33 protein-coding genes are annotated in these 25,871 nt (G+C 72.6%); 19 read left to right on the top strand and 14 right to left on the bottom strand.

The window, feature by feature from the left end; genetic code table 11:
- Window positions 1-144 precede the first annotated feature (144 nt).
- Window positions 145-1,509: a dipeptidase gene (locus ACIRBY_RS23535; protein WP_403903424.1), complete on the top strand. Its 1,365-nt coding sequence runs from the start codon at window positions 145-147 to the stop codon at window positions 1,507-1,509.
- Window positions 1,510-1,613: 104 nt separating this feature from the next.
- On the top strand, window positions 1,614-2,321 hold the full coding sequence (locus ACIRBY_RS23530; RefSeq protein WP_403903422.1) for an MBL fold metallo-hydrolase: 708 nt from the start codon (window positions 1,614-1,616) through the stop codon (window positions 2,319-2,321).
- 82 nt (window positions 2,322-2,403) lie between these two features.
- Here the strand turns inward: ACIRBY_RS23530 and ACIRBY_RS23525 are convergent, their stop codons facing one another.
- Window positions 2,404-3,441, bottom strand: a complete 1,038-nt coding sequence (locus tag ACIRBY_RS23525; RefSeq protein WP_403903419.1) for an NUDIX domain-containing protein — start codon at window positions 3,439-3,441, stop codon at window positions 2,404-2,406.
- 192 nt (window positions 3,442-3,633) lie between these two features.
- Between ACIRBY_RS23525 and ACIRBY_RS23520 the strand changes: the two genes are divergently transcribed.
- Window positions 3,634-4,623 carry a LacI family DNA-binding transcriptional regulator gene (locus tag ACIRBY_RS23520; RefSeq protein ID WP_403903579.1) on the top strand — a complete coding sequence of 330 codons (990 nt, stop codon included), beginning with the start codon at window positions 3,634-3,636 and terminating at the stop codon, window positions 4,621-4,623.
- A 64-nt stretch (window positions 4,624-4,687) separates the two neighbouring features.
- Here ACIRBY_RS23520 and ACIRBY_RS23515 read toward each other — a convergent pair whose 3' ends face one another.
- The 5 genes from ACIRBY_RS23515 to ACIRBY_RS23495 form a co-directional block, all read right to left on the bottom strand.
- On the bottom strand, window positions 4,688-5,986 hold the full coding sequence (locus tag ACIRBY_RS23515) for a DUF6986 family protein (protein ID WP_403903416.1): 1,299 nt from the start codon (window positions 5,984-5,986) through the stop codon (window positions 4,688-4,690).
- Window positions 5,987-6,171: 185 nt separating this feature from the next.
- Window positions 6,172-7,134: an electron transfer flavoprotein subunit alpha/FixB family protein gene (locus ACIRBY_RS23510; RefSeq protein WP_403903413.1), complete on the bottom strand. Its 963-nt coding sequence runs from the start codon at window positions 7,132-7,134 to the stop codon at window positions 6,172-6,174.
- A 56-nt stretch (window positions 7,135-7,190) separates the two neighbouring features.
- Window positions 7,191-7,976 carry an electron transfer flavoprotein subunit beta/FixA family protein gene (locus ACIRBY_RS23505; protein WP_403903412.1) on the bottom strand — a complete coding sequence of 262 codons (786 nt, stop codon included), beginning with the start codon at window positions 7,974-7,976 and terminating at the stop codon, window positions 7,191-7,193.
- 214 nt (window positions 7,977-8,190) lie between these two features.
- Window positions 8,191-8,748 (bottom strand): flavin reductase family protein, encoded by a 558-nt coding sequence (locus ACIRBY_RS23500; RefSeq protein WP_403903409.1) that lies wholly within the window; start codon window positions 8,746-8,748, stop codon window positions 8,191-8,193.
- Between the two features lie 207 nt (window positions 8,749-8,955).
- Window positions 8,956-9,339 carry a TlpA family protein disulfide reductase gene (locus ACIRBY_RS23495; RefSeq protein ID WP_403903407.1) on the bottom strand — a complete coding sequence of 128 codons (384 nt, stop codon included), beginning with the start codon at window positions 9,337-9,339 and terminating at the stop codon, window positions 8,956-8,958.
- Between the two features lie 239 nt (window positions 9,340-9,578).
- On the opposite strand from ACIRBY_RS23495, the gene ACIRBY_RS23490 reads away from it, so the two are divergent.
- Window positions 9,579-10,301, top strand: a complete 723-nt coding sequence (locus ACIRBY_RS23490; protein WP_403903404.1) for a lysophospholipid acyltransferase family protein — start codon at window positions 9,579-9,581, stop codon at window positions 10,299-10,301.
- On the opposite strand, the gene ACIRBY_RS23485 is transcribed toward ACIRBY_RS23490, so the two are convergent.
- Window positions 10,285-10,917, bottom strand: a complete 633-nt coding sequence (locus tag ACIRBY_RS23485; protein WP_403903402.1) for a CGNR zinc finger domain-containing protein — start codon at window positions 10,915-10,917, stop codon at window positions 10,285-10,287. The genes ACIRBY_RS23490 and ACIRBY_RS23485 overlap by 17 nt on opposite strands.
- Before the next feature lie 82 nt (window positions 10,918-10,999).
- Here ACIRBY_RS23485 and ACIRBY_RS23480 point away from each other — a divergent pair, with 82 nt between their 5' ends.
- The gene (locus ACIRBY_RS23480; RefSeq protein WP_403903400.1) at window positions 11,000-12,259 is read left to right on the top strand and encodes an MFS transporter; all 1,260 of its coding nucleotides are present in this window, start codon (window positions 11,000-11,002) and stop codon (window positions 12,257-12,259) included.
- On the opposite strand, the gene ACIRBY_RS23475 is transcribed toward ACIRBY_RS23480, so the two are convergent.
- From ACIRBY_RS23475 to ACIRBY_RS23455, 5 genes are all read right to left on the bottom strand, one after another.
- Window positions 12,195-12,794, bottom strand: a complete 600-nt coding sequence (locus tag ACIRBY_RS23475; RefSeq protein WP_403903397.1) for a transglutaminase family protein — start codon at window positions 12,792-12,794, stop codon at window positions 12,195-12,197. The two genes, ACIRBY_RS23480 and ACIRBY_RS23475, sit on opposite strands and share 65 nt — an antisense overlap.
- Window positions 12,795-12,880: 86 nt before the next feature.
- Window positions 12,881-13,975, bottom strand: a complete 1,095-nt coding sequence (locus tag ACIRBY_RS23470; RefSeq protein WP_403903395.1) for a threonine aldolase family protein — start codon at window positions 13,973-13,975, stop codon at window positions 12,881-12,883.
- Complete coding sequence (locus ACIRBY_RS23465) at window positions 13,954-14,709, bottom strand: SDR family NAD(P)-dependent oxidoreductase (RefSeq protein ID WP_366454888.1); 756 nt, start codon at window positions 14,707-14,709, stop codon at window positions 13,954-13,956. Before ACIRBY_RS23465 ends, ACIRBY_RS23470 begins: the two co-directional genes overlap by 22 nt.
- A gap of 26 nt (window positions 14,710-14,735) precedes the next feature.
- A complete protein-coding gene (locus tag ACIRBY_RS23460; RefSeq protein ID WP_403903392.1) occupies window positions 14,736-16,142 on the bottom strand; it encodes a DUF6421 family protein in 1,407 nt (468 codons plus the stop codon).
- 149 nt (window positions 16,143-16,291) lie between these two features.
- Entirely contained in the window at window positions 16,292-17,308 is a 1,017-nt protein-coding gene (locus tag ACIRBY_RS23455) for an LLM class flavin-dependent oxidoreductase (protein ID WP_403903389.1), read from the bottom strand.
- A gap of 22 nt (window positions 17,309-17,330) precedes the next feature.
- Between ACIRBY_RS23455 and ACIRBY_RS23450 the strand changes: the two genes are divergently transcribed.
- Window positions 17,331-18,887: a recombinase family protein gene (locus tag ACIRBY_RS23450; protein WP_403903386.1), complete on the top strand. Its 1,557-nt coding sequence runs from the start codon at window positions 17,331-17,333 to the stop codon at window positions 18,885-18,887.
- Here ACIRBY_RS23450 and ACIRBY_RS23445 read toward each other — a convergent pair.
- Window positions 18,817-19,398, bottom strand: a complete 582-nt coding sequence (locus ACIRBY_RS23445) for a hypothetical protein (RefSeq protein WP_403903383.1) — start codon at window positions 19,396-19,398, stop codon at window positions 18,817-18,819. The two genes, ACIRBY_RS23450 and ACIRBY_RS23445, sit on opposite strands and share 71 nt — an antisense overlap.
- 11 nt (window positions 19,399-19,409) lie before the next feature.
- Window positions 19,410-19,862: a helix-turn-helix domain-containing protein gene (locus tag ACIRBY_RS23440; protein ID WP_403903381.1), complete on the bottom strand. Its 453-nt coding sequence runs from the start codon at window positions 19,860-19,862 to the stop codon at window positions 19,410-19,412.
- Window positions 19,863-20,100: 238 nt separating this feature from the next.
- Here ACIRBY_RS23440 and ACIRBY_RS23435 point away from each other — a divergent pair, with 238 nt between their 5' ends.
- The 13 genes from ACIRBY_RS23435 (at window position 20,101) to ACIRBY_RS23375 (ending at window position 25,804) form a co-directional block, all read left to right on the top strand.
- Window positions 20,101-20,322, top strand: coding sequence for a helix-turn-helix domain-containing protein (locus ACIRBY_RS23435; protein ID WP_403903379.1), 222 nt, complete (start codon window positions 20,101-20,103; stop codon window positions 20,320-20,322).
- Window positions 20,319-20,510, top strand: coding sequence for a hypothetical protein (locus ACIRBY_RS23430; protein ID WP_403903377.1), 192 nt, complete (start codon window positions 20,319-20,321; stop codon window positions 20,508-20,510). Before ACIRBY_RS23435 ends, ACIRBY_RS23430 begins: the two co-directional genes overlap by 4 nt.
- An 80-nt stretch (window positions 20,511-20,590) precedes the next feature.
- Entirely contained in the window at window positions 20,591-21,037 is a 447-nt protein-coding gene (locus tag ACIRBY_RS23425) for a hypothetical protein (protein ID WP_403903374.1), read from the top strand.
- The gene (locus ACIRBY_RS23420; RefSeq protein WP_403903371.1) at window positions 21,034-21,420 is read left to right on the top strand and encodes a hypothetical protein; all 387 of its coding nucleotides are present in this window, start codon (window positions 21,034-21,036) and stop codon (window positions 21,418-21,420) included. Before ACIRBY_RS23425 ends, ACIRBY_RS23420 begins: the two co-directional genes overlap by 4 nt.
- Window positions 21,413-21,622, top strand: a complete 210-nt coding sequence (locus tag ACIRBY_RS23415; protein ID WP_403903368.1) for a hypothetical protein — start codon at window positions 21,413-21,415, stop codon at window positions 21,620-21,622. Before ACIRBY_RS23420 ends, ACIRBY_RS23415 begins: the two co-directional genes overlap by 8 nt.
- Window positions 21,615-21,791 (top strand): hypothetical protein, encoded by a 177-nt coding sequence (locus ACIRBY_RS23410; RefSeq protein ID WP_403903366.1) that lies wholly within the window; start codon window positions 21,615-21,617, stop codon window positions 21,789-21,791. Before ACIRBY_RS23415 ends, ACIRBY_RS23410 begins: the two co-directional genes overlap by 8 nt.
- The gene (locus ACIRBY_RS23405; RefSeq protein WP_403903364.1) at window positions 21,788-22,189 is read left to right on the top strand and encodes a hypothetical protein; all 402 of its coding nucleotides are present in this window, start codon (window positions 21,788-21,790) and stop codon (window positions 22,187-22,189) included. Before ACIRBY_RS23410 ends, ACIRBY_RS23405 begins: the two co-directional genes overlap by 4 nt.
- Entirely contained in the window at window positions 22,186-22,413 is a 228-nt protein-coding gene (locus ACIRBY_RS23400; protein WP_403903361.1) for a hypothetical protein, read from the top strand. Before ACIRBY_RS23405 ends, ACIRBY_RS23400 begins: the two co-directional genes overlap by 4 nt.
- The gene (locus ACIRBY_RS23395) at window positions 22,410-23,231 is read left to right on the top strand and encodes a hypothetical protein (protein ID WP_403903359.1); all 822 of its coding nucleotides are present in this window, start codon (window positions 22,410-22,412) and stop codon (window positions 23,229-23,231) included. The genes ACIRBY_RS23400 and ACIRBY_RS23395 overlap by 4 nt, the downstream gene beginning before the upstream one ends.
- Complete coding sequence (locus ACIRBY_RS23390; protein WP_403903356.1) at window positions 23,231-24,220, top strand: hypothetical protein; 990 nt, start codon at window positions 23,231-23,233, stop codon at window positions 24,218-24,220. Before ACIRBY_RS23395 ends, ACIRBY_RS23390 begins: the two co-directional genes overlap by 1 nt.
- The gene (locus ACIRBY_RS23385; RefSeq protein WP_403903354.1) at window positions 24,217-24,921 is read left to right on the top strand and encodes a 3'-5' exonuclease; all 705 of its coding nucleotides are present in this window, start codon (window positions 24,217-24,219) and stop codon (window positions 24,919-24,921) included. Before ACIRBY_RS23390 ends, ACIRBY_RS23385 begins: the two co-directional genes overlap by 4 nt.
- The gene (locus ACIRBY_RS23380; protein WP_403903351.1) at window positions 24,921-25,220 is read left to right on the top strand and encodes a hypothetical protein; all 300 of its coding nucleotides are present in this window, start codon (window positions 24,921-24,923) and stop codon (window positions 25,218-25,220) included. Before ACIRBY_RS23385 ends, ACIRBY_RS23380 begins: the two co-directional genes overlap by 1 nt.
- Window positions 25,217-25,804, top strand: a complete 588-nt coding sequence (locus ACIRBY_RS23375) for a hypothetical protein (RefSeq protein ID WP_403903348.1) — start codon at window positions 25,217-25,219, stop codon at window positions 25,802-25,804. Before ACIRBY_RS23380 ends, ACIRBY_RS23375 begins: the two co-directional genes overlap by 4 nt.
- Window positions 25,805-25,871: the final 67 nt, after the last annotated feature.

Here is a 25,871-nt window from a genome sequence, read left to right as displayed (position 1 = left end):
TGCTGCTCCTGATCACACGTAGCTCGGATGCCGTGAAGATCCTACGGCGCGCGGCCCCCTCGCCACGCTGTGCGAGGATCGAACGGACCCCGCCGTACCCCGGCGTACACCGTGTACAACGTCGCACCCAAGAGGAGCGTGCCCATGTCGCAGCATCCGATCGCCGAGACCGTCGCCTCGCTGATGCCCCGCGCCAAGACGGAGCTGGCCGAGCTGGTGGCGTTCCAGTCGGTCGCGGACTGGGCGCAGTTCCCCAGGAGCGAGAGCGAGGGAGCCGCCGACTGGGTGGCCGACGCCCTGCGCGCCGAGGGCTTCCAGGACGTGGCCCTGCTCGACACCCCCGACGGCACGCAGTCGGTGTACGGGTTCCTGCCCGGCCCCGAGGGCGCCCCGACCGTCCTGCTGTACGCGCACTACGACGTGCAGCCGCCGCTGGACGACGCCGCCTGGATCTCCCCGGCCTTCGAGCTGACCGAGCGCGACGGCCGCTGGTACGGGCGCGGCGCGGCGGACTGCAAGGGCGGCTTCATCATGCACCTGCTGGCGCTGCGCGCGCTGAAGGCCAACGGCGGCGTGCCGGTCTCCGTGAAGGTGATCGTGGAGGGTTCGGAGGAGCAGGGAACCGGCGGCCTCCAGCAGTACGCCGAGGCGCACCCCGAGCTGCTGACCGCCGACACCATCGTGATCGGCGACGCGGGCAACTTCCGCCTGGGCCTGCCGACGGTGACGGCGACCCTGCGCGGCATGACCCTGATCAAGGTCCGGATCGAGACCCTGGGCGGGAACCTGCACTCCGGGATGTTCGGCGGCGCCGCCCCCGACGCGCTGGCCGCCCTGATCCGCCTGCTGGACTCGCTGCGCTCGGCGGACGGCTCGACGACGGTCGACGGCCTGGCCTCCGACGCGGTGTGGGACGGCCTGCAGTACCCCGAGGCGGACTTCCGCGCCGACGCCAAGGTGCTGGACGGGGTCGAGCTGATCGGTGAGGGGACCATCGCGGACCGGCTGTGGGCCCGTCCGGCCGTCACCGTGCTCGGCATCGACTGCCCGCCGGTGGTCGGCGCCACGCCCTCGGTGCACGCCGGGGCCGGGGCGCTGATCAGCCTGCGCGTTCCGCCGGGCGTGGACACCGCCGAGGCCATCAAGCTGCTGGAGGCGCACCTCGTCGCGCACACCCCGTGGAAGGCGAAGCTGGAGCTGGAGGTCGTGGGCCAGGGCCAGCCGTTCCAGGCGGACACCACCAGCCCGGCGTACGCGTCGATGGCGGCCGCCCTGCGGGAGGCGTACGACGGCCAGGAGATGCAGATCAGCGGCATGGGCGGGTCGATCCCGCTGTGCAACACCCTCACCTCCCTCTACCCGCGGGCGGAGATGCTGCTGATCGGCCTGAGCGAGCCGGAGGCCCAGATCCACGCGGTGAACGAGAGCGTGTCCCCGGAGGAGCTGGAGCGGCTCTCGGTGGCCGAGGCCCTCTTCCTGGTGAACTACGCGGAGTCCAAGCGCGCCTGACGCCCGGGGCTCCGGTGTACGCCCGGGGCGCAGTGCGCCCCGGGCGTACTGCGCTCCCGGCGAACCCGCGGGCACGGGCCGGGTCCGGTGCCTACGTTCTCCGTATGGATCTCGTCGAAGTACTCCCGAACCGGCTGCACATGCTGCGCTTCCCGATCGGTCAGGCCTACCTCTGGCAGGACCGCGGCGGGGAGGCCCTGACCCTGGTCGACTCCGGACCGGCGGGCGCCGCCGACGCGATCGAGGCGGCGATACGCTCCCTCGGCCTCGCGCCCGGGGCACTGGAGCGGATCGTCCTGACCCACTGCCACCGCGACCACGTCGGGTCCGCCGGTGAACTCGCCGCCCGCCGGGGCGCCGAGGTCCTGGCCCACCGCCTGGACGCACCGGTGGTGCGGGGCGACCGCCCGGTGCCCGAACCGGTGCTGCTGGACTGGGAGGTCCCGCTGTACGCGCACGGCCTGACGGTGCCCGAGGCCCCGCCGACCCGGGTCGACCGGGAGCTGGAGGACGGCGAGGTGCTGCCCTTCGGCGGCGGGGCGGTGGTGGTCCACTCCCCCGGGCACACCCCGGGCAGCATCGGCGTCCACCTCCCGGAGCACGGGGTGCTGTTCACCGGGGACTGCGTCGCGGGGGTGGGCGAGGTGATGCTCGGCGTCTTCAACACCGACCGCGACCTGGCCCTCGCCTCCTTCCGCCGGCTGGCCGCCCTGGCCCCGGCGGTGGCCTGCTTCGGCCACGGCGACCCGCGCACGGAGCACACCGCGCGGGCCCTGGGCGAAGCGGCGGCCGCCGCCCGGGCGGGGGCCTGACCGCCCGCGTGGACCCGGAGGCCCGCGGCGCGCTCCCCCCGAGCGCCGGCGGGGCCGTCCGCAGCCCCGCCGGCCGGCAGGGCTACGGCGTCGGGCGGCCCGCCTCCAGGTACAGGGGGAGGCCCCGCTCCCGGGCCCGCAGCGCCCACCGCAGCCGCTCGTACCGCTGCGGCGGCAGCATCTGCGCCGCCTCCTCCTCGGTGACGAACCGCCAGGCCCTCAGCTCCGGCCCCGGCAACCGCAGCCGCGCGGCCTGCGGCTGCGTCAGCCGGCCGCCGTCGAACAGCAGCCGCAGCCCTCCGTAGGCCGGGGACCGAGGCGGCTCCCAGTCCACCACCAGCAGCTCCGGCACCCGCTCCAGCGTCAGGTCCAGCTCCTCCTCGACCTCGCGCACGCCCGCCCGGGCCGGCGCCTCGCCCGCCTCGACGACCCCGCCCGGGAACTCCCAGCCCGGCTTGTACGTCGGATCCACCAGGAGCACCCGGTCCCCGTCGTCGAAGAGCAGGACCCCCGCCGCCACCGTCTCCCGCGTCGGCTCCGGGGTCTGCACGATGTCGCAGACCGCCGCCGTGTCCGTCCGCACGGCGTCGGCGATCCGCTGCGCCGTCTCCCGTACCGTCAGGTGCCCGTTGTCGACGACGTGCGCGTCGGCGGTCAGCCAGCCCAGCGCCTGCCGGTACGCGGGGATGTGGCCGAGGGACCACTGCCGGACCCGTTCGTCCGCCGCCTGTGGGTCCCCCGGCCCGCCGCGGTGGGCGACGCGCTCGCGCAGGATCGTTTCCGCCGGGGCCAGCAGCACGTGCCGCACGGGGATCCGGCGGGCCGCGAGCGCCCCGAAGACCTCGTCCCGGTACTCCTGCCGCAGCAGCGTCATCGGTACGACGAGCACCCCGCCCACCTCCGCCAGCACCGCCGCCGCAGCGTCGACGACGAGCCGCCGCCAACTCGGCAGGTCCTGGTAGTCGTCGACCTCGGCGAGGCGTTTGCCCGGCAGGAGGCCGCGCAGCGCGTCCCCGATGAGCTCCGGGTCGTACAGGGTGCTGTCCGGCAGCAGTCCGACCAGTTCGCGGGCCGTACTGGTCTTCCCGGCACCGAAAGCGCCGTTGATCCAGACAATCACGTCTACCCCTCTCCCATTGGCTCGCCTCCGAAGCCCCCAGTGGCTTGCCCGCCCCACCCTGCCACGGAAACCCGCTCTCCGGCCGAGTGCATATCCTCGGGGTCAGAGCACCCCGCCCCGAGCTCCGGAGGACCGCCCGCCGTGCCGCAGAACCCCCGCCCGTCCGAACCCCGTTACGGCAACCGGCCGACCATGAAGGACGTGGCGGCCCGGGCGGGCGTCGGCCTGAAGACGGTCTCCCGGGTCGTCAACGGCGAGCCGGGGGTGACCCGGGACACCGAACAGCGGGTCCAGGAGGCCATCGAGGCGCTCGGCTTCCGGCGCAACGACAGCGCCCGCGTGCTGCGCAAGGGCCGCACCGCGACCGTCGGCCTGGTGCTGGAGGACCTCGCCGACCCCTTCTACGGACCGCTCAACCGGGCGGTCGAGGAGGTGGCCCGCGCCCACGGCGCGCTGCTGGTCAACGGCTCCAGCGCCGAGGACCCGGACCGGGAGCGGGAGTTGGCGCTCGCGCTGTGCGCCCGCCGGGTGGACGGGCTGATCGTGATCCCGGCCGGCGACGACCACCGCTATCTGGAGCCGGAGATCCGGGCCGGGGTGGCGACCGTGTTCGTGGACCGTCCGGCGGGCCGGATCGAGGCGGACGTCGTCCTGTCGGACAGCTTCGGCGGGGCCCGCGACGGAGTGGCGCACCTGATCGCGGCCGGGCACCGGCGGATCGGGTTCATCGGCGACCACGCGCGCATCCACACCGCCGCCGAGCGCCTGCGCGGCTACCGCGAGGCGATGGCGCGGGCCGGCCTGCCGGTGTCCGGGGCCTGGGTCTCCCTCGGATCCACCGCCCCCGAGCGGGTGACGTCGGCGGCCCGGGCGATGCTGGCGGGCCCGGAGCCGGTCACCGCCCTCTTCGCGGGCAACAACCGGGTCACCGTCACCGCCGTGCGGGTCCTCGCGGCGCTGTCCCGGCCCGTGGCCCTGGTCGGCTTCGACGACTTCGAACTCGCCGACCTGCTGCGCCCCGGCGTCACGGTGGTCGCCCAGGACCCGGCGGCCCTGGGCCGCACGGCCACGGGCCGCCTCTTCCAGCGCCTGTCGGGCGCCGCCCTCCCCCCGTCCCGCATCGTCCTGCCCACCCGCCTGATCCCGCGCGGCTCGGGCGAACTCCCGCCGGCCGCCGGCTGAGTCCCCGCACACGCCGGCGGCCCGGCCCCGGTGGTCCGGGGCCGGGCCGTACGGGGCCGCGGGCTCAGGCCGTCGCGGTCAGGGTCGCCGAGCGGCGCGGGATGGCGAAGGCGTCCAGTTCGGCGCGGGTCAGGCCGGTCAGGGCGGTGACCTCGTCGGCGCCGACGGCGCCGCAGTCGAGCCCGCGGACCAGGTAGCCGGCCAGGGCCTTGGCGGTGGCGGGCTCGTCCATCACGTCGCCCTCGATCTTCGCCACGTACGCCTTCAGGCGCGCGGCGGCGGCCTCCAGGCCCTCGCGGTAGAAGGTGAAGACGGCCGCGTAGCGGGTCGGCAGGTGCGCCGGGTGCATGTCCCAGCCCTGGTAGTAGGCGCGGGCCAGGGCGCGGCGGGTCAGGCCGTAGTGCAGCCGCCAGGCCTCGTGGACCTGCTCGGTGGTGCCGACGGGCTTGACGTTCGTCGAGCCGTCGGAAACGCGTACGCCGGTGCCGGCGGCCGCCACCTGCATGATCGCCTTCGCGTGGTCGGCGGCGGGGTGGTCGCTGGCCTGGTAGGCGGCGGAGACGCCGACGCAGGCGCTGTAGTCGAAGGTGCCGTAGTGCAGGCCCGTGGCGCGGCCCTGGGAGGCCTCGATCATCCGGGCCACGGTGGCGGTGCCGTCGGAGGCCAGGATGGACTGGCTGGTCTCGATCTGGATCTCGAAGCCGATCCGGCCCGGGCGCAGGCCGCGGGTGCCCTCGAAGGCTTCCAGCAGCTTGACGAAGGCGCTGACCTGCTCGGCGTAGGTGACCTTGGGCAGGGTCAGGACGAGGCCCTCGGGCAGGCCGCCGTGCTCCAGCAGGCCGGAGAGGAAGACGTCCGTGGTGCGGATGCCGCGGTCGCGGACGTTGGACTCCATGCACTTCATGCGGATGCCCATGTACGGGGCGTTCGTGCCGTTGGAGAAGGCCTCCGAGACGAGGCGGGCGGCGCGGGCCGCGGCCTGGTCCTCCTCCTCGTCGGAGCGGACGCCGAAGCCGTCCTCGAAGTCCACGCGCAGGTCCTCGATCGGCTCGGTGGCGAGCTTGGCGCGCACGCGGTCGTAGACCGGGACGGCCAGTTCGTCGGAGATGCCGAGCACCTTCGCGAAGGTCTCCGCGTCGGGCGCGTGCTCGTCCAGGGCCGCGAGGGCCTGGTCGCCCCAGGAGCGGATGGTGTCGGCGGCGAAGACGTCACCGGGTACGTAGACGGTGTGGATGGGCTGGCGGGTGCCGGGGTCGCCCGGGTAGTGGCGCGCGAGTTCCGCGTCCACCGGCGCCAGGGAGGCGCTGATGCCCTCGCTGACCGCGCCTGCGAGGCTCGTCGCCACCTTCTCCTGCTGACCCATCGTGCACTCTCCTCTTTTCCACTTCACGGAAGCCTAGATCCGCATAGCAGAATTTAGTCATGGGCCTTCCGCTCCGTCAATGGTCCCTCCAGCGGGTGGGACAAACGACTCGGGGCCGTGCGGTGACACTCACCACACGGCCCCGGAGGCCAAGAGATACGCAGGTCAGCGACCGGCGGCGGGAATCAGCCCTTGCGCGCCTTGATCTCGCCCGTCAGCTGCGGGACGACCTCGAAGAGGTCGCCGACCACGCCGTAGTCGACCAGGTCGAAGATCGGGGCCTCGGCGTCCTTGTTGATGGCCACGATGGTCTTCGACGTCTGCATGCCGGCCCGGTGCTGGATCGCGCCGGAGATGCCGGTCGCGATGTACAGCTGCGGGGAGACCGACTTGCCGGTCTGGCCGACCTGGTTGGTGTGCGGGTACCAGCCGGCGTCGACCGCGGCGCGCGAGGCGCCGACCGCCGCACCGAGGGAGTCCGCGAGCTCCTCGATGAGGTGGAAGTTCTCCGCGCCGTTGACGCCGCGGCCGCCGGAGACGACGATCGCGGCCTCGGTCAGCTCCGGGCGGCCCGTGGACTCGCGCGGGGTGCGGGAGACGACCTTGGTGCCGGTGGCCAGGGCGCCGAAGGTGACGGCGAGCGCCTCGACGGCGCCGGCGGCCGGGGCGGCCTCGACCGGGGCCGAGTTCGGCTTCACGGTGATGACCGGGGTGCCCTTGGACACGCGGGACTTGGTGGTGAAGGACGCGGCGAAGGCGGACTGCGTCGCGACCGGACCCTCGTCACCGGCCTCCAGGTCGATGGCGTCGGTGATGATGCCGGAGCCGATGCGCACGGCGAGGCGCGCGGCGATCTCCTTGCCCTCGGCGGAGGACGGGACGAGCACGGCGGCCGGGGAGACGGCGTCGTACGCGGCCTGGAGCGCGTCGACCTTCGGGACCACGAGGTAGTCCGCGAACTCGGGGGCGTCGGCGGTGAGGACCTTGACGGCACCGTGCTCGGCGAGCACGGCGGCGGTGGCCTCGGCACCGGCGCCCAGGGCGACGGCGACGGGCTCGCCGACGCGGCGGGCCAGCGTCAGCAGCTCGAGGGTGGGCTTGCGGACGGCGCCGTCCACGTGGTCGACGTAGACGAGAACTTCAGCCATGGGACTGCTCTCCTGCTTTGCGAGGTGTCTGGGGGCTACTGGGGAGGCCGAAGCCCTTAGATGAACTTCTGGCCGGCCAGGAACTCGGCCAGCTGCTTGCCGCCCTCGCCCTCGTCCTTGACGACGGTGCCGGCGGTGCGGGCCGGGCGCTGCGCCGCGGACTCGACCACGGTGTAGGCGCCCTCGAGGCCCACCTCTTCGGCGTCCAGGTCCAGGTCGGACAGGTCCCAGGACTCCACCGGCTTCTTCTTGGCCGCCATGATGCCCTTGAAGGACGGGTAGCGGGCCTCGCCCGACTGGTCCGTCACCGAGACGAGCGCCGGGAGGGAGGCCTCCAGCTGCTCGCTCGCGGAGTCGCCGTCGCGGCGGCCCGTGACGGTGCCGTCCTCGACCTTGACCTCGGAGAGCAGGCTGACCTGCGGGACGCCCAGGCGCTCGGCCAGGATCGCCGGGAGGACGCCCATGGTGCCGTCGGTCGAGGCCATGCCCGTGATGACCAGGTCGTAGCCGGCCTTCTCGACCGCCTTCGCCAGCACCACGGAGGTGCCGATGACGTCGGAGCCGTGCAGGTCGTCGTCCTCGACGTGGATGGCCTTGTCGGCGCCCATCGACAGCGCCTTGCGCAGCGCGTCCTTGGCGTCCTCGGGGCCCACCGTCAGGACGGTGATCTCGGCGTCGTCGGCCTCGTCGGCGATCTGGAGCGCCTGCTCGACGGCGTACTCGTCGAGCTCCGACAGCAGACCGTCGACGTCGTCGCGGTCGACCGTCAGGTCATCGGCGAAGTGCCGGTCGCCGGTGGCGTCGGGCACGTACTTCACACAGACAACGATCCTCAGGCTCACGCCGGCTCTCCTACCGCATCGTCTTTTACAGATACCGCTACTGATACCGCCTTGTGGAGGCAGCATAGGCGCCTTCCGGCGCGGACCCCGGTCGGGGCGGGCCCCGCTCCGAAGGGAATGTTACTCGTCAGTACACAGTGGGTCCCGCCCGGTGGCAAGGCCACTGAACTGTGATCTGGCCAACGCCGCCCGAACCGGTCCCAGCAGGGACGATTCAGTCGCGCAACGCGTTGAAGCGACCCTGGTGGTACAACAGGGGCCGCCCCTCCCCTGCGGGGTCCCCCGCCACGGCCTCCGCGATGATCACACGGTGCGCCCCCGCGGGCACCCTCGCCACGACGCGGCACACCAGCCACGCCAGCACCCCGTCCAGCAGCGGCACCCCGTGCGGCCCCGGCGCCCAGGCCGTGTCCGGCCCGAAGCGGTCGGCCCCGCTGCGCGCGAAGAGCCCGGCCAGCTCCCGCTGGTGCTCCCCGAGTATGTGGACGCCGAGGTACTCGCCGTCCCGCACGGCCGGCCAGCTGGAGGCCCCCGTGCCGATGGTGAACGAGAGCATCGGCGGATCGGCGGAGACCGAGTTGAGCGAGGTCGCCGTGAAGCCCGCGGGGCGGCCGCCGCCCTCCGCCGTGATCACCGCGACCCCGGCGGCGTGCCGGCGGAAGACGGAGCGGAGCAGCTCGGGCGAGCCGGGCAGCGGGGCGCGGCCGAGGTCGTCGGGGGAGGCGGGGGCGAGGGATGCGGGCGAGGCCGCGGGGGCCGTCGTGGCCGTCATGGGGGGCCTTCCTTCTGCCGCGGTGGTCGCGGGAGGGCGGTCGGGGATCGGGGGTCGGGGGCGTTCAGCGATCCCAACAGCGCGCACTCGCGCACCGGACGAGGTCCACGTGGACCCGCCGGTGGAGAAGGAGTTCATACCGCATGCCGCCAGCCTGGCGATCTCCCGTGTACACAGTCAAGCCGCAGCGGGCAGATGTCAGGCGCGTCACGCTGTGTGCGGGGGCGCGCACCGGCGCACCGGCCCCACCGCCGCACCCAGCGCGGCGATCACATCGGCCTTGCGCGGCATCCCGGCGGCCCGCCGCACGATCCGGCCAGCGCCGTCCAGGACGAACACGGTCGGGGTCTTCTCCACGCCCAGGGCGCGCACGAGCCCGAGGTTGCGCTCGGCGTCGATCTCGATGTGCGCGACCCCGTCCACCATTTCGGCGACCTCGGCCAGGATCCTGCGGGTGGCCCGGCAGGGCTGGCAGAAGGCGCTGGAGAACTGCACCAGGCTGGCCCGCTCCCCCGGCTCCCGGCCCAGTTCCGCGGCGCCCAGGCGCCCCTGTGCGGCCGCCGCCGGGGCGGCCTCCTCGTGTCCGGGCACGCCCGCTCCTGTCTACCCTGTCCCCATGTACGCACCACCCCGGCCGGGGCCGGGAGGCTCTCCCCGTCCGAGCGCCGGCCGCGCGCGCGGCATTCCCCGCGTGACGAGGATCTCCTCGGCCGCGGGCGTCTGGGCTGGCCAGCGCGCCGCGTTTCGGGCACGATCCCCATGGTCGCGTACCTACGCTTCCGTAACTTCCGGCCGGGAGCACCTCCCCAGGCAGAAAGCGGGGTCTCCCCATGGCTGAGCTCGTCTACCCCCCGGTGATCGGCGCCGCACACACGCTCTTCCGCGCGCTCGACATCCGCATCGACATGAAGGGCACCGAGAACATCCCGCGCAAGGGCGGGGCGGTCCTCGTGTCGAACCACATCGGCTACCTCGACTTCATCTTCGCCGGCCTGACGGCGCGGCCGCAGAAGCGCCTGGTGCGCTTCATGGCCAAGGAGTCGGTGTTCCGGCACAAGGTGTCCGGTCCGCTGATGCGGGCGATGAAGCACATCCCCGTGGACCGGCAGCAGGGCGAGTCCGCCTACCAGCACGCCCTGGACTCGCTGCGGTCCGGCGAGATCATCGGGGTGTTCCCGGAGGCGACGATCTCCCAGTCGTTCACCCTCAAGAGCTTCAAGTCGGGCGCCGCGCGCATGGCGCAGGAGGCCGGGGTGCCGCTGATCCCGGTGGCGCTGTGGGGCACCCAGCGGCTGTGGACCAAGGGCCGCCCGAAGAACCTCAAGCGCAGCCACATCCCGGTGACCCTGCGCGTCGGCGAGCCGATCGAGGCGCCGAAGGACCAGTACGCCGGCGCCATCACCCGCCGCCTGCGCGAGCGCGTGCAGGAGCTGCTGGAGGCGGCGCAGGCCGCCTACCCGGCCAAGCCGCAGGGCGCCGAGGACTCCTGGTGGCTGCCGGCGCACCTGGGCGGGACCGCGCCGACGGCGGCCCAGGTCAAGGAAGCGGGCTGATCGCAGGGCCGCCACCGGCGGCGGCCGGACCCGACGCCCCCTCGCGCCGGCGCCTGCGGTGGGCGGCGACCCGGGCGCGCGTGGCGCAGGCGGGCGAGCAGTAGCGGCGCGCGCTGCCGGGTCCGGTGCCCAGGAAGAGCCGGCCGCAGCCGGCGGCCGGGCAGGCGCCCCAGACGATGCGGCCGTGCTCGGTGAGCAGCTGGGCGAGGGCGAGGGCGCCGGAGGCGAGGAACCAGTCCCCCCAGTCCCCTCCGTCGGCCCGGTCCGCGTGCAGGTGCCAGGGGTGGCCGTCGTGCCGGGTCAGCCGGGGCCGGCCGCCGCACTCCTCCAGCAGCCCGTTGAGGGCCCGGGCCGCCCGGTCCTCGTCGGTCTCGGCGAGGACGGGCGCCATGCGCCGCGCCGCGGCGCGCAGGACGGCCGCATCCGGCTCCCCGAAGGCCTCCGGGACGAGGTCGGCGGGGTGCTCCCCGTGCCGGGCGAGCAGCGCGGCGAGCGCGTCGCGCGACAGGGCGGGATCCGCGCGGACCGCCTCGGCCAGTTCGATCAGGCGTCCGGCCGCCGAGAAGCCCGCGGCTCCCGTGCCCGCCGCGGCGCCGGCCCTGCGCGGGTCCCCCATCACGCGATCCTTTCGCCGTACACCCGTCTGACGTAACGTCTTTTCGGCACATCACGTTACCGAACGTGGAGGGGGTTCGCCGATGGGCGGGTTCGGACGGTATCTGGCGGCTGCGCTGGCGGCACGCTTCGCCTCCGAGGGCATGGGCATGGCGGTGGTCCTGCTGGCCCTGGAGCGGACGGGCAGCGCCGCGCACGGGGCGTTCGTGCTGACGGCCTGGATGGCCCCGCACGTGCTGGCCGCGCCGGCCGCGGGCGCCGCCGCGGCCCGCGCGCGCCGGCCCCGGCTGTTCTACGCGGGCGCGCTGGCGGGTTTCACGGCCGCGGTGGCGGGCCTCGCGGCCCTGCTGGGCCGGGCTCCGGTGCCGGTGGTGCTGGCGGTGGCGGTGCTGGGCGGGTCCTGCGGTCCGGTGGTGACGGGCGGGCTGTCGAGCCTGGTGGCGGGGCTGGTGCCCGAGGGGCCCCGGCGGGACCGGGCGTACGGCTGGGACGCCTCGACGTACAACGCGGCCGCCGTCACGGCCCCGGCGGTGGTCGGCCTGGCCGGGGCGGCGGTCTCGGCGGGGCCCGCGATGGGGGTGCTGGCGCTGTCCGCGGCCCTCTCCGCGCTCCTGGCCGCGACCCTGCCGTACGGGAGCCCGTACGCGGACGCGGGCGCCGGCGGGCACGAGGGCCGAGGTGCGGGCCCCCGGCCCGGGGCGGGGGCGGGCCTGGCCGCGCTGTGGCGGGTGCGGGAGCTGCGGGCGATCACCTCGGCGACGACCCTGGCGTTCGTCGGCGTCGGCGCGCTCACCACCACCTCCGTGCTGCTGGCGCGCGGCCTCGGCAGCCCGGGCGCGGGCGGGGTGCTGATGACGGCCTTCGCGCTGGGCGCCCTGGCCGGGTCGCTGACGCTGGGCCGGATGACGTCGGTGGAGCCGGGCCGGCTGGCGCGCTGGGCGATGGCGGGGACGGGGGCCGCGCTCGCGGTGGCGGCGTCCGCCCCGTCGGTCGTGCCGGCGGCGGCCGCCTTCGCGGCGGCGGGGGTGTGCGACGGGCCGCTGCTGACGGCCACCTTGCGGATCCGCTCGGAGCACGCCCCGGGAGCGGTGCGGGCCCAGGTGTTCACCCTGGGGGCGGGGCTGAAGGTGACGGCCGCCTCGACGGGGGCCGCCCTGGTCGGGCTGACGGCCGCCGCGCCGCCGTGGACGCTGCTGCTCGGGATCGCCGTGCTGCAGCTCGCGGCCGCCGCGCTGCACCTGCTGGTGGTGGCGCGCGGGCGGGTGGCCCGGGACGTGGCTACAGGGAGGTCGGCAGGTTCCGCCACAGCTGCGGCCGGTCGGCGGACTCCCGGAGGGCCTTGAGCGTGGCGGGGTGCGGGGCGGCGTACAGCTCGGGGTAGTCGGCCTCGCCGAGTTCCGGCCGTACGGGGAAGGCCAGCCGCTCCCGGTCGAGGTCGAAGCGCGCGTCGACGCCGGGCTTGTTGCCGCGCGGGTCGACCCGGGCCCAGCCGTCGCCGCCGGGCAGCCGCAGGGCCACCAGGCCGTGGACGGCGGCGTTCGAGCCGTCGTCGTCGGTCAGCAGCTGGTAGCACAGGCCCGCGGGGATGCCCTGGGCGCGCAGCAGGGCGACGAGGGCGTGGGACTTGGCGTAGCAGATCCCGTTGCGGGTGGCGAGGACGTCGGAGGCGCGCCAGGAGACCCGGGGATCGCCGGAGTCGGCGGAGTGCGGGATGGTGTCGCGGACGAACTCGAAGGCAGCCTTGGCGTATGAATATGCATCGCCGGTGGCGGACCAGAGAGTGTCGGCCGTGTCCTGGATCAGAGGATGCCAGTGGTCGATGGCCTCACTTGAGGCCAAATAGGCATGAATGTCTGGGTTCTGCTGGATGAGTTGCATGATCCGCAGCATAGGCACGCCCCCGACCGCAGATCAATGGATTTGCGGTCGGAGGCATATTTATTCAGATCTTCGCGGAGTGCCGGCTAGCGGGCCAGCTCCTCCTTGAGCGCCTGGAGGAAGCCGTCGACATCCTCTTCCCGGGTGTCGAAGCTGCACATCCAGCGGACGTCGCCGGCGGCCTCGTCCCAGAAGTAGAAGCGGTACCGCTCCTGGAGCCGCCGCGTGACGTCGTGCGGCAGCCGCGCGAAGACCGCGTTCGCCTGCACCGGGTAGAGGATCTCCACCCCGTCGGTCTCGCGCACCCCGGCGGCGAGCCGCTGGGCCATCGCGTTGCCGTGGCGGGCGTTGCGCAGCCACAGGTCCTTCGCGAGCAGCGCTTCCAGCTGCACCGACACGAACCGCATCTTGGACGCGAGCTGCATCGACATCTTGCGGACGTGCTTCATCTGCCGGACGGCGTCCGGGTTGAGCACCACCACGGCCTCGCCGAACATCATGCCGTTCTTGGTGCCGCCGTACGACAGCACGTCCACCCCGACCGCGTTGGTGAAGGTGCGCATCGGCACGTCGAACGAGGCCGCGGCGTTGGCTATCCGGGCACCGTCGAGGTGCACCTTCATGCCCAGGGAGTGGGCGTGCTCGCAGATCGCCCGGATCTCGTCCGGCGTGTAGACCGTGCCGAGCTCGGTGTTCTGGGTGATCGAGACGACCTGGGGCATCGCCCGGTGCTCGTCCTCGAAGCCCCAGGCCTCCTGGTCGATCAGCTCGGGGGTGAGCTTCCCGTCCGGGGTGGGCACGGCCAGCAGCTTGATGCCGGCCATCCGCTCGGGCGCGCCGCCCTCGTCCACGTTGATGTGGGCGCTCTTGGCGCAGATCACCGCACCCCACCGGTCGGTCATGGCCTGGAGGGCGACGACGTTGGCGCCCGTGCCGTTGAAGACCGGGAAGGCTTCGGCGTACGGACCGAAGTGGCTGCGGAACACCCTCTGGAGGTGCTCGGTGTAGTCGTCCTCGCCGTAGGAGACCTGGTGGCCTTCGTTGGCGAGGGCGATGGCCGCGAGCACCTCCGGGTGGACCCCGGCGTAGTTGTCGCTGGCGAAACCGCGCACGGCCGGGTCGTGGTGGCGGCGGGCGTCGGTCTTGCCGTTTTCGGTTCTCACGGTTGCGGAGTGAGCCACAGACGCTGTCCGTTCACATCGGAGGCGGGCCGCTCCCACACGCCGGCGATGGCCTCGGCCAGCTCCTTGACGTCGGTGAAGCCCGCGAACTTCGCATTGGGGCGCTCGGCGCGCATCGCGTCGTGCACCAGTGCCTTGATCACCAGGATCGCAGCTCCGGCGACCGGGCCCTCCTCGCCCCCGGCCTTGCGGAACGAGTCCGCCATGGCCAGGGTCCAGGCCTCGGCGGCCGCCTTGCCCGCGTTGTACGCGGCGTTGTTGGCGACCGGCTTGTGGGCGCCGGACTGGCTGATCAGCACGTAGCGGCCGCGGCCGCTGCGGGCCAGGGCGTCGTGGAAGGCGAGCGAAGTGTGCTGGACCGTACGGACCAGGAGCTTCTCCAGGAGGTCCCAGTCCGCCAGGTCCACGTCCGTGAAGGTCTTGCTGCCGCGCCAGCCGCCGACGAGGTGGACCAGGCCGTCGATACGGCCGAACTCCTTCTCGGTGCGCTCGGCCCAGGCCTTGGTGGCCTCCAGGTCGAGCAGGTCGACGGTGTCACCGGTGACGGTGGCGCCCCCGTGGGCGTAGCGGGCGGCGTCCACGGACTCCGCGAGGCGCGCGGCGTCGGCGTCGGCCGCCACCACGGTGGCACCCGCCTCCGCCAGGCGGAGCAGGGCGGCGCGGCCGGCGGGCCCGCCGGCACCGGCCACCGCCACCACCGCACCGTGGAGCGGGCCGTTCCCGGAGCCGTTCATCTGTGCAGCCTCCTGAGGGCGAGTGCTCACGCGGCGGTCCGCGAGGCGTCGTCTGCGTTCTGGGGGGTGATGCCCTTGGTCGAGGCGATCACGCCCTTGAGCTTCTTGGCGAGGGCCTCGTAGAACATGCTGAGCGGAAACTCGTCCGGAAGCACGTCGTCCACCAGCTTGCGCGGCGGCTGCGTCAGGTCGAGGGCGTCGGGGCCCTTGGCCCACTTGGAGCCCGGGTGCGGGGCGAGGTAGGTGGAGACCAGCTCGTAGGCCTTGAACCAGTGGACCAGCTTCGGGCGGTCGATGCCCGCGCGGTACAGGTCCTCGATCTCGGCGCACAGCTGGTTCGTGACCTGCGGGGCGCGCATCCAGTCGATCTTCAGCTTGTTGTCCGTCCAGCGCACGACGTCGTGCTTGTGGAGGTACGCGAAGAGCAGCTGGCCGCCGAGGCCGTCGTAGTTGCGGTTGCGGTCGCCGGAGACCGGGAAGCGGAACATCCGGTCGAAGAGGACGGCGTACTGCACGTCGCGGCCGTGCTCGTTGCCCTCGGACTCGAGCTTCACGGCCTCCTTGAAGGCGGTGAGGTCGCAGCGCAGCTCCTCCAGGCCGTACATCCAGAACGGCTGGCGCTGCTTGATCATGAAGGGGTCGAACGGCAGGTCGCCGTGGCTGTGGGTGCGGTCGTGGACCATGTCCCACAGGACGAAGGCCTTCTCGCAGCGCTCCTGGTCCTCGACCATGCGGGCGATGTCCTCGGGCAGCTCGATGCCCAGGATGTCCACGGCGGCGCCGGTGACCTTGCGGTAGCGGGCGGCCTCGCGGTCGCAGAAGATGCCGCCCCAGGTGAAGCGCTCGGGGGCCTCGCGCACGGCGATGGTCTCCGGGAAGAGCACGGCGGAGTGGGTGTCGTAGCCCGGGGTGAAGTCCTCGAGGGTGATGCCGAGGAACAGCGGGTTGTCGTACCGGGTGCGCTCCAGCTCGGAGAGCCACTCGGGCCACACCATCTTCAGCACGACGGCCTCGAAGTTGCGGTCGAGGTTGCCGTTCTGGGTGTACATCGGGAAGACCACGAGGTGCTGGAGGCCGTCCTCGCGCTGCGCCGCCGGGTGGAAGGCCAGCAGGGAGTCCAGGAAGTCCGGCACCCGGAAGCCGTCCGCGACCCACTTGCGCAGGTCGGCGACGAGGGCCTTGTGGTAGTCGGCGGCGTGCGGCAGCAGCGGGGACAGGGTCTCGACCGCCGCGACGGCGCGCTCGACGGCGGCCTCCACGTCGAGCGGGGCGGGGGCGCCCTCGGCCTCGAAGTCGATCGAACCGTCCTTGGCCTGCCAGGGGCGGATCTCCTCCACGGCGGCCTTGAGCTCGGGCCATGCCGGGTGGTCCACCACCCGCGCCCCGGCGGTTATCACGGTCCCGCCGATGCCCGGCACAAGAGTTTCCGTCATGTCACTTCCTCCACAGGAGAACCTCGCGTTAAGACAGCGTATGCATGCGAGGCTCTCCCACTCAAGAGGAAACTCGGGAAATTTTTCTGTAACACCCCCCACTCAACCGAAAGTCTTCCCGTGACTCACGGTGGAATCCACCACTCCGCCTAGTAACCGGCGTAGCGTTCGGCCGCATCGCCGGTCCGCGCGTTCACCCCTCCCCGGAAGTGCGGGATGACCTTCTCGCCCCACTGGCGCAGGGTCTCCATGCAGGCCTCCTGCGGCACGGTCCCCATCTGGACCAGGCACATCACCTCGTCCGCGCCGGCCTCCCGCAGCCGCTCCACGTACGCGATGGCCTCGTCGGCGCTCCCGTAGGCGTGGTCGGCGTGGAAGGTGGCGGTCGAGGTCGGCCGGACGGGGACGTCCTGCTCGTGCAGCCGGGCCACGACCTGTTCGGCGGCCCGGCGCAGCTCCGCCGCCTCGTCGGCGCCCGGGACCACCGCCTCGTCCGGGGCGCCCGCACCGCCGTACCAGTGCCCGATGGCCTGCGCGAAGAACCGCTGGCCCCGGATCCCGATCCGGCGGGCCTCCTCGGGATCGTCGAGCACGACGGTGGGGCAGAGCACGCAGAAGTGGTCGTTGACCGCGTCCGACACGAACCGGCTGCCGTCGCGCTCCGCGCGCGCGGCGTCGTAGACCGCCCGCATCCCCGCGATGGACTCCGGTCCGGCGAAGCCCATCACCAGGGCGCCCACCCCCAGCTCGGCGGCCTTCACCAGGGTCTCGCCCCGGCTGCACGCGAGGAACAGCGGCGGGTGGGGGGCCTGCGCCGGGCGCGGCAGGATCGGGTGCGGGTCGATGTCGATCAGCTCGCCGTGGTACTCCAGCTCCTCCTCCCGCCAGGCCCGCCCGATGATCCGGAGCGCCTCCTCCACCTCGGCCTCGGTGCGGTCGCGGTCGACCCCGCACAGGGAGGTCTCCTGGAGCGTGCCGCCGCGGCCGGCCCCGAGGTCCAGGCGGCCGCCGGAGAGCAGATCGAGCATCGCGGCGCGTTCGGCCACCCGCACCGGGTGGTTGAAGCCGAAGGGCATGCACACGACGCCGTGCCCGATGCGTATGGTGTTCGTCCTGGCCGCGACCCAGCTCAGGAAGACCTCCGGCGCAATTATTCCAATGCGCATAGGTAGTTGGTTACGGTGAAGCATGCCTGTCGCGCCCGAGTACCTGCACTTGATCTACCGCGGCCCGTTCCCCGCCCTCCTCTACGGCCGCGCCAGCGTCGACCCGAAGCAGAAGGGCTCCAGCGTCCGGGCCCAGCTCCGCGAGGGCCACAAGCTGTGCGCCGAAGTCGGCTGGCCGGTCGTCGACGAATACAAGGACGTGGGTATCTCCGCCTCCCGTCACGCCCGGCAGGACCGTGACGACTTCGAGCGACTCCTGGACGACATCAGGCGGCGCCGCGGTCGGATCGTCGTCGCCTTCGAGGCCAGCCGGTACTACCGCGACCTGGGGGCATACATCCGGCTCCGCGACGCGTGCCAAGAGGCCGATGTCCTGCTCTGCTACAACGGGCAGGTCTTCGACCTCGCAAAGAGGGAGGACCGCAAGGCAACCGCTCAGGACGCCGTCCAGGCGGAGGACGAGGCCGAGGGGATCAGGGACCGCAACCTGCGAACGGCGCGGCAGACGGCTGAGGCGGGCAAGCCGTGGGGCATCGTGCCGGACGGCTACAAGCGGGAGTACGACCCGGATACAGGCGATCTCCTGCGCCAGATAGAGCACCCCGTGCAGGGGCCGGTGGTTCGCCGCATCTGGCAGGAAGCGGCCGCCGGGCAGTCCCTTCGCGGTACCGCGGCCCGCCTGAACCGCGACGGCCACCGGACGCAGAAAGGGAAGCCGTGGCAGGTCTGGCACCTGCGGACGATCCTCCGGAATCCGGCGTACGTCGGGCGTCGAAAGTTCCGAGGTCAGGACTTCAAGGACGCTACGTGGCCGGCGCTGGTGGAGCCGCGGGTGTTTGATGCCGTGCAGACGCTTCTGGACATGGAGGGGCGTGCCTGGGCCACGGACCTGACCCCCACCCACTTGCTGGCAGGGATAGGCCTGTGTGGCGAGCACTTCGATCTTCGCGCGACGAACTCGGAGCCGACGCTCCGAGGGTTCGTGAACCGGGGCTATCCGTCGTTGAAGTGCGATCTGAGTGCGCACGTGACGGTCAACGAACAGAAGCTCATCGCGTACACGGAGGAGCATCTGACCGCCTACCTTGCCTCGGACAAGGCCAAGAGGGCTTTCCAGGTGAAGGTGGACGACCGCGAGGCAGAGGCGGCGCGCGTTCGCCTGCGGGCCCTGGAAGCGCAGCTGGAGGAAGCTCGGGTCGCGGCGACGACGTTCGACGAAAACGGGGTCCCTGGGCTGAGCATCGCGTCCTTGAACGCGACGGAGCTGCGGCTAGTCCCGCTCATCACAGCCGCCAGGCAGGCGGCTCGCCCGGCCGTCGTGCCGGAGGTGCTGCTGAACCTGCTGGAGGCGACCGACCCCAACGTCCTCTGGGACCGGTACGACCTTCAGCAGCAACGTTCCGTCTTGCGGCTCTGCCTCACCGTGCGGTTGCACAAGGCGTCTGCGCGTGGGGTGCGAAGCATCGAGCCAGGGCGGGTGTCCCTCGCCTACGAGGGCGAGCCCGGCTTCATGGGTGGCCTGCGTCGCGGTCAAACGCCGCCTCCCGAACGGGACTTGGGTCAGCCGGGTGCCCGGTAGCCCTCTCGCGCATGCCGGGCATCGGGAACTGCACAACGCGGCCGGGGCGGGCGGGGGCCTCGTTGAGGATTCCGCGCCGGCCGTGGTCCACGCCGGTGAGGTACGCATCGATCTTGATCTGGGCCCGTTCGTCCTCCAGTTCCTGGAGGAGGCGGGCCCGCTCTACGTCCGCCTGGGTGCGGAGGGCGTTGCGTTCCGCTTCAAGGTCGCGGATGCGACGCCTCTCCTCCTCCATCAGCGCCCCCTGCGCCGCTACGTAGCGGGTCCGCTCGTCTTCGGCGGCTTGCAGGGCCTTCGCGAGGCGGGCTCGTTCTGCCTTAGCGTCCGTGGTCCAGCTGCGCATCTTGGCGAGGGAGAGGAGGAGGGCGGCTGTGAAGGCCGTGACGCCTCCGCCGACGCTGCGCGCGAGGTCGTTCGCGATGATGCCGTAGGCGACGACGCCGACGGCGAGGACTAGAGCGAAGCCGGCCGCCAGAGCCGAGACCCGTGCGCGTGTGGCTGCGTCGTGCATTCGTACCCCCGCTACATCTGTGCTGCGGCACCCCCGCCGGCGTCGCCCGCCTCGCGTTCGGCGTCTTGAATTCGCCGCTGCCGTTCGAGGCCTGCCGCGACCATCTCGCGTGCTACGGGGTCGGTCAGGCCGAGGGCGGTTGCTACGTCGTCGAGGGTGATTGAATCTGAGCCTACCCCTGTTGCCCCTGTTTGGGAGGGGGTTGACAGTGACTCAGGTGACGCGATGCCGGACTCGATGAGCAGGTCGCGCAGCTCCAGGTGGACAACCCGGGCGATGCGTTCGTAGGCCCATGGGTCGGGGAGCGTCTGGCCGGAAAGCATCCGACTGACCGCAGTCTCCGTCATGTCCATATCGCGCGCGAGCACCGCTCTGGTGCCGCGCTTGTTGAGGTCGTAGCCCGCCTTCAGGGCCGCCTCTCTCACGAGCCTGCCGAACCGCGCTCGAACCGATTCACTCCGCATGTGGGCACGGTATCTCGCCCGCGAGCAAGTTGCAGCAATCTGTCTCGCGCGCAAGATTGCAGGTCAGGGCCCGTTTCAAGCATGTGTGCACCTTAACACGCAAACTCGTACGAGCGTTCGATAAAAGAAATCTCTCCGCGGTCGCATCTCCTTGCTTGCGCGCAAGACAGAAACAGCGGTACCTTTCTTGCGGGCGAGACAGAAACTCTGGCTCCCCCGCAAGAAAGGAGGCCCTCACATGCCTTACCGCCTGCGCATCGACCGACTTCGCGCCGCCGCCCTCGCGGCCGGCGACCAGAGCAACATCGCGATGGCTCGGCGTACCGGCATCTCGGAGTCCGCGCTGTCGCGGATGCTCCGGGGCCAGGCGCGACCCCGCCTGGAAACGCTCCTCCAGATCGGCCAGAGCTACGGGCTGACCCAGGACGACCTGGTCGAGACGACCGAGGCGGCGGCATGACGCCCGCCGAGCGTCTGGAGATTCTTGGCCCGGCCACCATCGCAGCGATCCACAAGCGGGTAGCCGCAGCGCCGCCACCGAGCGACGCGTTGATCGAGGCGCTGCGGCCCATCCTCACGAACCCGGCGAAGCCCGCCTCGGGCGAGCAGCCGACCACGGCACCCGCCGTGCGGCCGATCGCGGCCTGACCGACGAAATGCGGGGCCGCCCGGACGGCCATCCGGAACAGCCCCTCGGCACACCTCACCACACACAGAAGAGGTACACCGTGATTCGCAAGCCTAGCCCGACCGACCTTCCGCACGGCGCCCGCCGTACGGTCCTGGTCGCCCTCCCCCACCGGCCGAGCCCGGAGCCCACGACGGTCGAGCAGGTGCTCCTGTCGGCGGCTCGGACGATCGCCCGGGTGGGTCTGCACCACGAGGACTACGTGGCCGACGCCCTCGACCACCGAGCCCTTGAGGTCCCCCTCTACTCCCGTCCGATGTCCGTGGTCGGCGCGATCCGCTACGCGGCGACCGGGTCCCCGCAGCGCATGAGCACGCTCGCCGATCAGGCCGTCGGGTTCCTGGCCCTCTCGATCGATGGGGGGCCGGTGTGGCGGGACCTGCTGTCGCTGGAGCTGCACGTCGAGGAGTGGTCCGACGGTGTGGACATGGCGGGTGCGGTGGCGTTCCTGGAGCTGGTGGCGACGGCCCCGGAGCGTGCGGCGTGAACGCGCAGCTCGTGAACTCGGCGGCCGAGGTGCTGCACGCGGCGATGCTGCGGGGCACCCAGACGCCGGCCGGGCTGGCGGTCGCGTTGGAGTCGGCGCAGCTGCTCCAGTCCCCGGAGTCGGCCGCCGAGCTGAAGCGGCTGCGGGCCCGGGTGAATGAGCTGGAGGCGCTGGAGCCTGCTCCCATCCAGACCTGCCGAACGTGCGGCGCGGGCTACGAGCTCGGGCGGTCCTGCGGCACCTGCGAGTTCCAGAGCCACATCGCGGCTGCTCTTGCCGAGCGGTACGGCGACGGCCGGCCGCCCGCCGAGGACCCGCACGACTCGCCGCTCCACCACTCCTACCGCGTGGGCCGGGAGCTGCCGGAGGTGCCGCGTGGCTGACCGCGTCCGGGTGCTGTGCGCCCACGAGTACGTGCTCATGCAGGACTCCTGCCCCGGCTGCGACGCCGAGGCCGAGACGCCTCACCAGGCCGACCCGGTCCGTGTCGTCCCGTCCTGGACGTCCACCCCGCGTACCTGCTGCCGCCGCTGCGCGCTCCGTCCGTCCGACCGCATCCACACGAAGGGCGGACCCCGTGTCTGACCGCCCGATCACCCCGTCCGGTTGCCGTCACTGCGGCATCCCCAAGGGCGAGCACGCCAGGCGCTGGAAGCAGCCCGCCGGCTGGCACGCCTGGGAGCCCCCGTCCGACCGCCAGATCCTCGCCCGCATGCAGATGCGCCGCCGCCTCGCCCGCCAGGAGGGCCAGTGAGCACCAACCCGAGCCGGGGGCCCGGCCTCTCCATCCGCCTCGACGCCACCTGGCTCCACGGGATCCTCCGCGCCGACCAGATCCGCCGGGACACGCTCGTCTCCCTCGTCGCCACGTGGACGGAGGACGAGGCCCGTGAGGACGTCGTCCTCCAGCTCGACGCGCTGGCCGAGGCCGTCACGTCGCCCCGCGAGGGTGAGCTGGACGCGCTGATCGAGGCCGTCGAGGACGCGGCGGCGATGGACGACGCCGAGGTCCGCATCGACCTGGCGACCGCGCTGCGGCTGCGGGCCGAGCTGGACGAGTCGATCAACGCCCTCGGCCGGTTCAACCCGGCGGCCGTTGCCCGGCCGGCGCTGCTGGCCAAGCTGCCGCAGCAGGACCGGAGGGCCTCGTGAGTCCCCGCGACCGGCGGGCCCTGCTGCGCGGCCTGTTCATCAAGCAGCCGGGCCCGATCCGTACCGGCCAGGTCTGCAAGTTCTACGAGGCGCGGGGGCTGGCGCCGTGCCGGACGACGGCCCGCACCGACCTGAAGACCCTGGAGCGTTTGGGCCTGATCTACGCGACCGGGCCAGCGGACGACCGCCGCTGGTGGCTGCGATCGATCGGCGGTGGCCAGTGACGAACCCGCGCCACGCGCGGGACACCGAGCGGGGTCGCTACTACAGCGACCCCGCCGGGGGCCCCGACCTCGTGTCCGTCACCAACGTCCTCGACACCGCCGTCGCCAAGAAGGCCCTGATCCCCTGGGCCGTGAAGCTGACGACGGAGTACGTCCTCGCGCACCTTCCGTCGATCACGCTGCGGCTGGTCACCGACCGCGCGACGGTGATCAAGGAGATCAAGGCCGTGCACCGCGACGCCAAGGAGCGGGCCGCCGACCTCGGCGACCGCATCCACCACGCCGCCGAAGCTCGCGTCCTCGGTGCCCCGTTCCCTCAGGAACTGGAGGTCGCCCCGTACATCACGCAGCTGGAGCTGTGGCTCGACTCCTGGGGCGTCGACCTCGACGAGGACGTCGAGGCCACCGAGATCACCTGCGTGCACCGGCGCCTTGGCTACGCCGGGACTGCGGACCTCATGGTGTGGCTGCCGACCGGCCCCGGCTGCCGGCGGGAGTTGTGGCTGATCGACTACAAGACGTCGGCCACCCGCCGGGCCACCTCGGTCTACCCGGAGAACACCCTCCAGCTCGCCGCGCTCCGCTACTGCGAGGCCGTGCTCCTCCCCGACGACACCGACGCCCCGATGCCCCGGATCGAGCGGGCCGGCGTCCTGAACCTCCGCTCGAACAGCCACGCGCTCGTGCCGATGCCCGCCGACCGTGCCGCCCACCGGGCGTTCCGGGGAGCGCTGGAGGCCACCCGGTGGCTGCACGCCGCGCCCTCCTCGTACTCCGCACTGTCGCCCTCGGCAGTGCCCTCCCGAAAGGCGGCCTGATGGGCTCCCGCCTCCTCAACATCCAGCGGCGCGCCGCCGAGCACGGCCGCCTGCGCACCGGCTTCACCCAGGGCAACAAGCCGATGCGGTCCTCCACCTGGGTCATCACCTCCCACTCGGAGGAGCACGTCCGTACCGCTGCCGAGCTGTGGGGCGGTGAGCCGGAGACGTGGGCGCCGCTCAACTCGAAGACCCAGCAGTGGCGAGTGATCACCCGAGCCTCGGCGATCGAGGCCCTGATCACCCCCGGTGACCCACTCAACCAGTACAACGAGCTGTGGTCCGCTGGCGGCTGCCAGCGGCGCTGCGACGGCGCCACCGAGCTGCTGTCCCGGCAGCCGTGCATCTGCGCCCGCCAGTTCGGCGAAGACTGGCACCAGCAGCCCAAGGGCCGCGTCTGCTCGGCCACCTCCCGGCTGAACGTCATGCTGCCGGACCTGTCGGGAATGGGCATGTGGCGGGCGGAGACGCACTCGTTCTACGCCGCCTCGGAGTGGGGCGGCATGGTCGACATGGTCCTCGCGGGCACCGACGGCCGTGGGTTCGTGCCGGTGACGCTGCGGATCGAGCCCCGGCAGGTCATTCGGGATGGGCAGACGAAGAAGTTCCCGGTCGTCGTGGTGGAGCTGCGCGGCATCACTCCGCGTCAGGCCCTCGCGGGGCCCATCTCGACCGCGCTCGCGCTGGACCCGACGGGGTCCCGGGCGGTGGCTGCGATCGAGGCGCCGCGCCCGGGCTACGTGGCCGAGGCGGAGGCCGCCCTCGACTCGGACGACGTCCGCGACGTGTGGCGGAAGGCGAAGGCTGCCGGGCACATGGACGATGCCTTGTCGAAGCAGCTGGTGGCCATCGCCGAGGCGAAGGACAACGAGGACTCCTCCGAGGAGGAAGGCCCGGACGAGGAGGGCGTGTACCCGGCCGAGGTCGTCGAGGACGGCTCCGCTGACTGGCCGGCCGTGGCCGCTCCCGGATCGGGGGCCCGCCGATGAGCTGGCACCTGGGCCGCCTGTGCGGCTTCGACCTGGAGACCACCGGCATCGACGTCGAGGCCGACCGCATCGTGACCGCGTGCGTGGTGCAGTGCGGCGGCGGTCAGCCCACCGCGTCCGCCACCTGGCTGGCAGACCCCGGCATCGACATCCCCGAGCAGGCCGCCGCCGTCCACGGCATCACCACCGAACGGGCCCGCGCCGAGGGCAAGCCCGCCGCCGAGGTCGTCGCCGACGTCCTCGCGGCGCTCGGGCAGGCCATCACCGCCGGGAGCCCGATCGTGGCGATGAACGCCCGCTACGACCTGACGATGCTCGACCGCGAGGCGCGCCGACACGGGCTGGCCCCGCTCCCCGACGGGTTCCCGGTCGTCGACCCGTACGTCATCGACAAGCACGTCGACCGCTACCGCAAGGGCGGCCGCAAGCTCGTCGACCTCTGCACCCACTACGAGGTGCCGATCGGCGACGCACACACGGCCGACGCGGACGCCATCGCCGCATGCCGGGTCGCCTGGCGTATCGGCTCCACCCGGCCCGAGATGGCCGCGCTGCCCCTGGCCACCCTCCACAGCCAGCAGACGGCGTGGGCCGCCGAGCAGGCCGCCGGCCTTCAGGAGTACCTCCGCCGGAAGGACCCGAACGCGGTCGTTCCCGGGGCCTGGCCCCTCATCCCCCACCAGCAGGACGGAGACGCCTGATGTTCGGCTCGAAAGCCCGCGAAATCCGCGACCTCAAGCGTGCGCTGCGCATCAGTGAACAGCGCCTCGCCGACGCCCACACCGACGGCCGCGACGCTCTCAACGTCGCCGACCACGCCGCCGAGCGCCTCCAGCGCGCTCTGAAGGCCTGCGCCCGCTACCGGGCCGACCTCGCCGGGCAGCGGCGGGCGACCCGACGTCTGACGGACCAGCTCCTCGACGCCACCGGGTACCGCGGCCACTACCTGATCCCCGAGGAGCGGAACGCGCTCGGGATCAAGGACGGAGGCGCCGCGTGAGCCTCACCGTGACCCCCGCGACCGGGATGCCGCTCACCCTCCCGGCCGCGGGCACCAACCGCTCCCTCGTCATCGGCCTCGATCTGTCCCTCACCTCCACCGGCATCGCCGGGGCCGGCTGGTCGGACAAGATCCGCACGAAGACCCGCGGGGACGCCAGGATCCGGATCCTCCAGATCGGCATCGCCGACTACATCAAGGCCGCCGACCTGGTCGTCATGGAGGGCCCCTCCTATGGGCACGCCGCGCTCGCCGGGCACGAAGACCTCGCCGGCCTGCGGGTGATCGTCCGCCAGTACTGCTACCGGCACCACATCCCCTACGCCGTCATCCCGCCGGCGTCGCTGAAGGTGTACGCCACCGGCAACGGCCGCGCCGAGAAGGGCGCGATCCGGTCGGCGGTCGCCGAGCGCTACGGGTACCTGACCGAGGGCCCGGCCCGCTACGACGAGGCCGACGCCTACGTCGCGATGGCCGCCGGGTACGACTGGCTCGGCCACCCCCTCAAGGCGCTACCCGAGTCCCACCGGCGGGCGCTGTCGGGCTGCCAGTGGCCGGCCTCCCTGTCTGGGGGTGCCCTGTGACGGTCCGTGCTGACATTGCAGCCCTCCTCCGAGACGGCCTTTCCGACCGGGCCATCGCCCGACAGCT

Origin of the sequence: Streptomyces sp. NPDC096136 (assembly GCF_044763325.1) — a bacterium.
Taxonomy (GTDB): domain Bacteria; phylum Actinomycetota; class Actinomycetes; order Streptomycetales; family Streptomycetaceae; genus Streptomyces.
The sequence above is the reverse complement of the archived record's forward strand: the minus strand, read 5'-3'. Positions and strand labels throughout refer to the sequence as shown.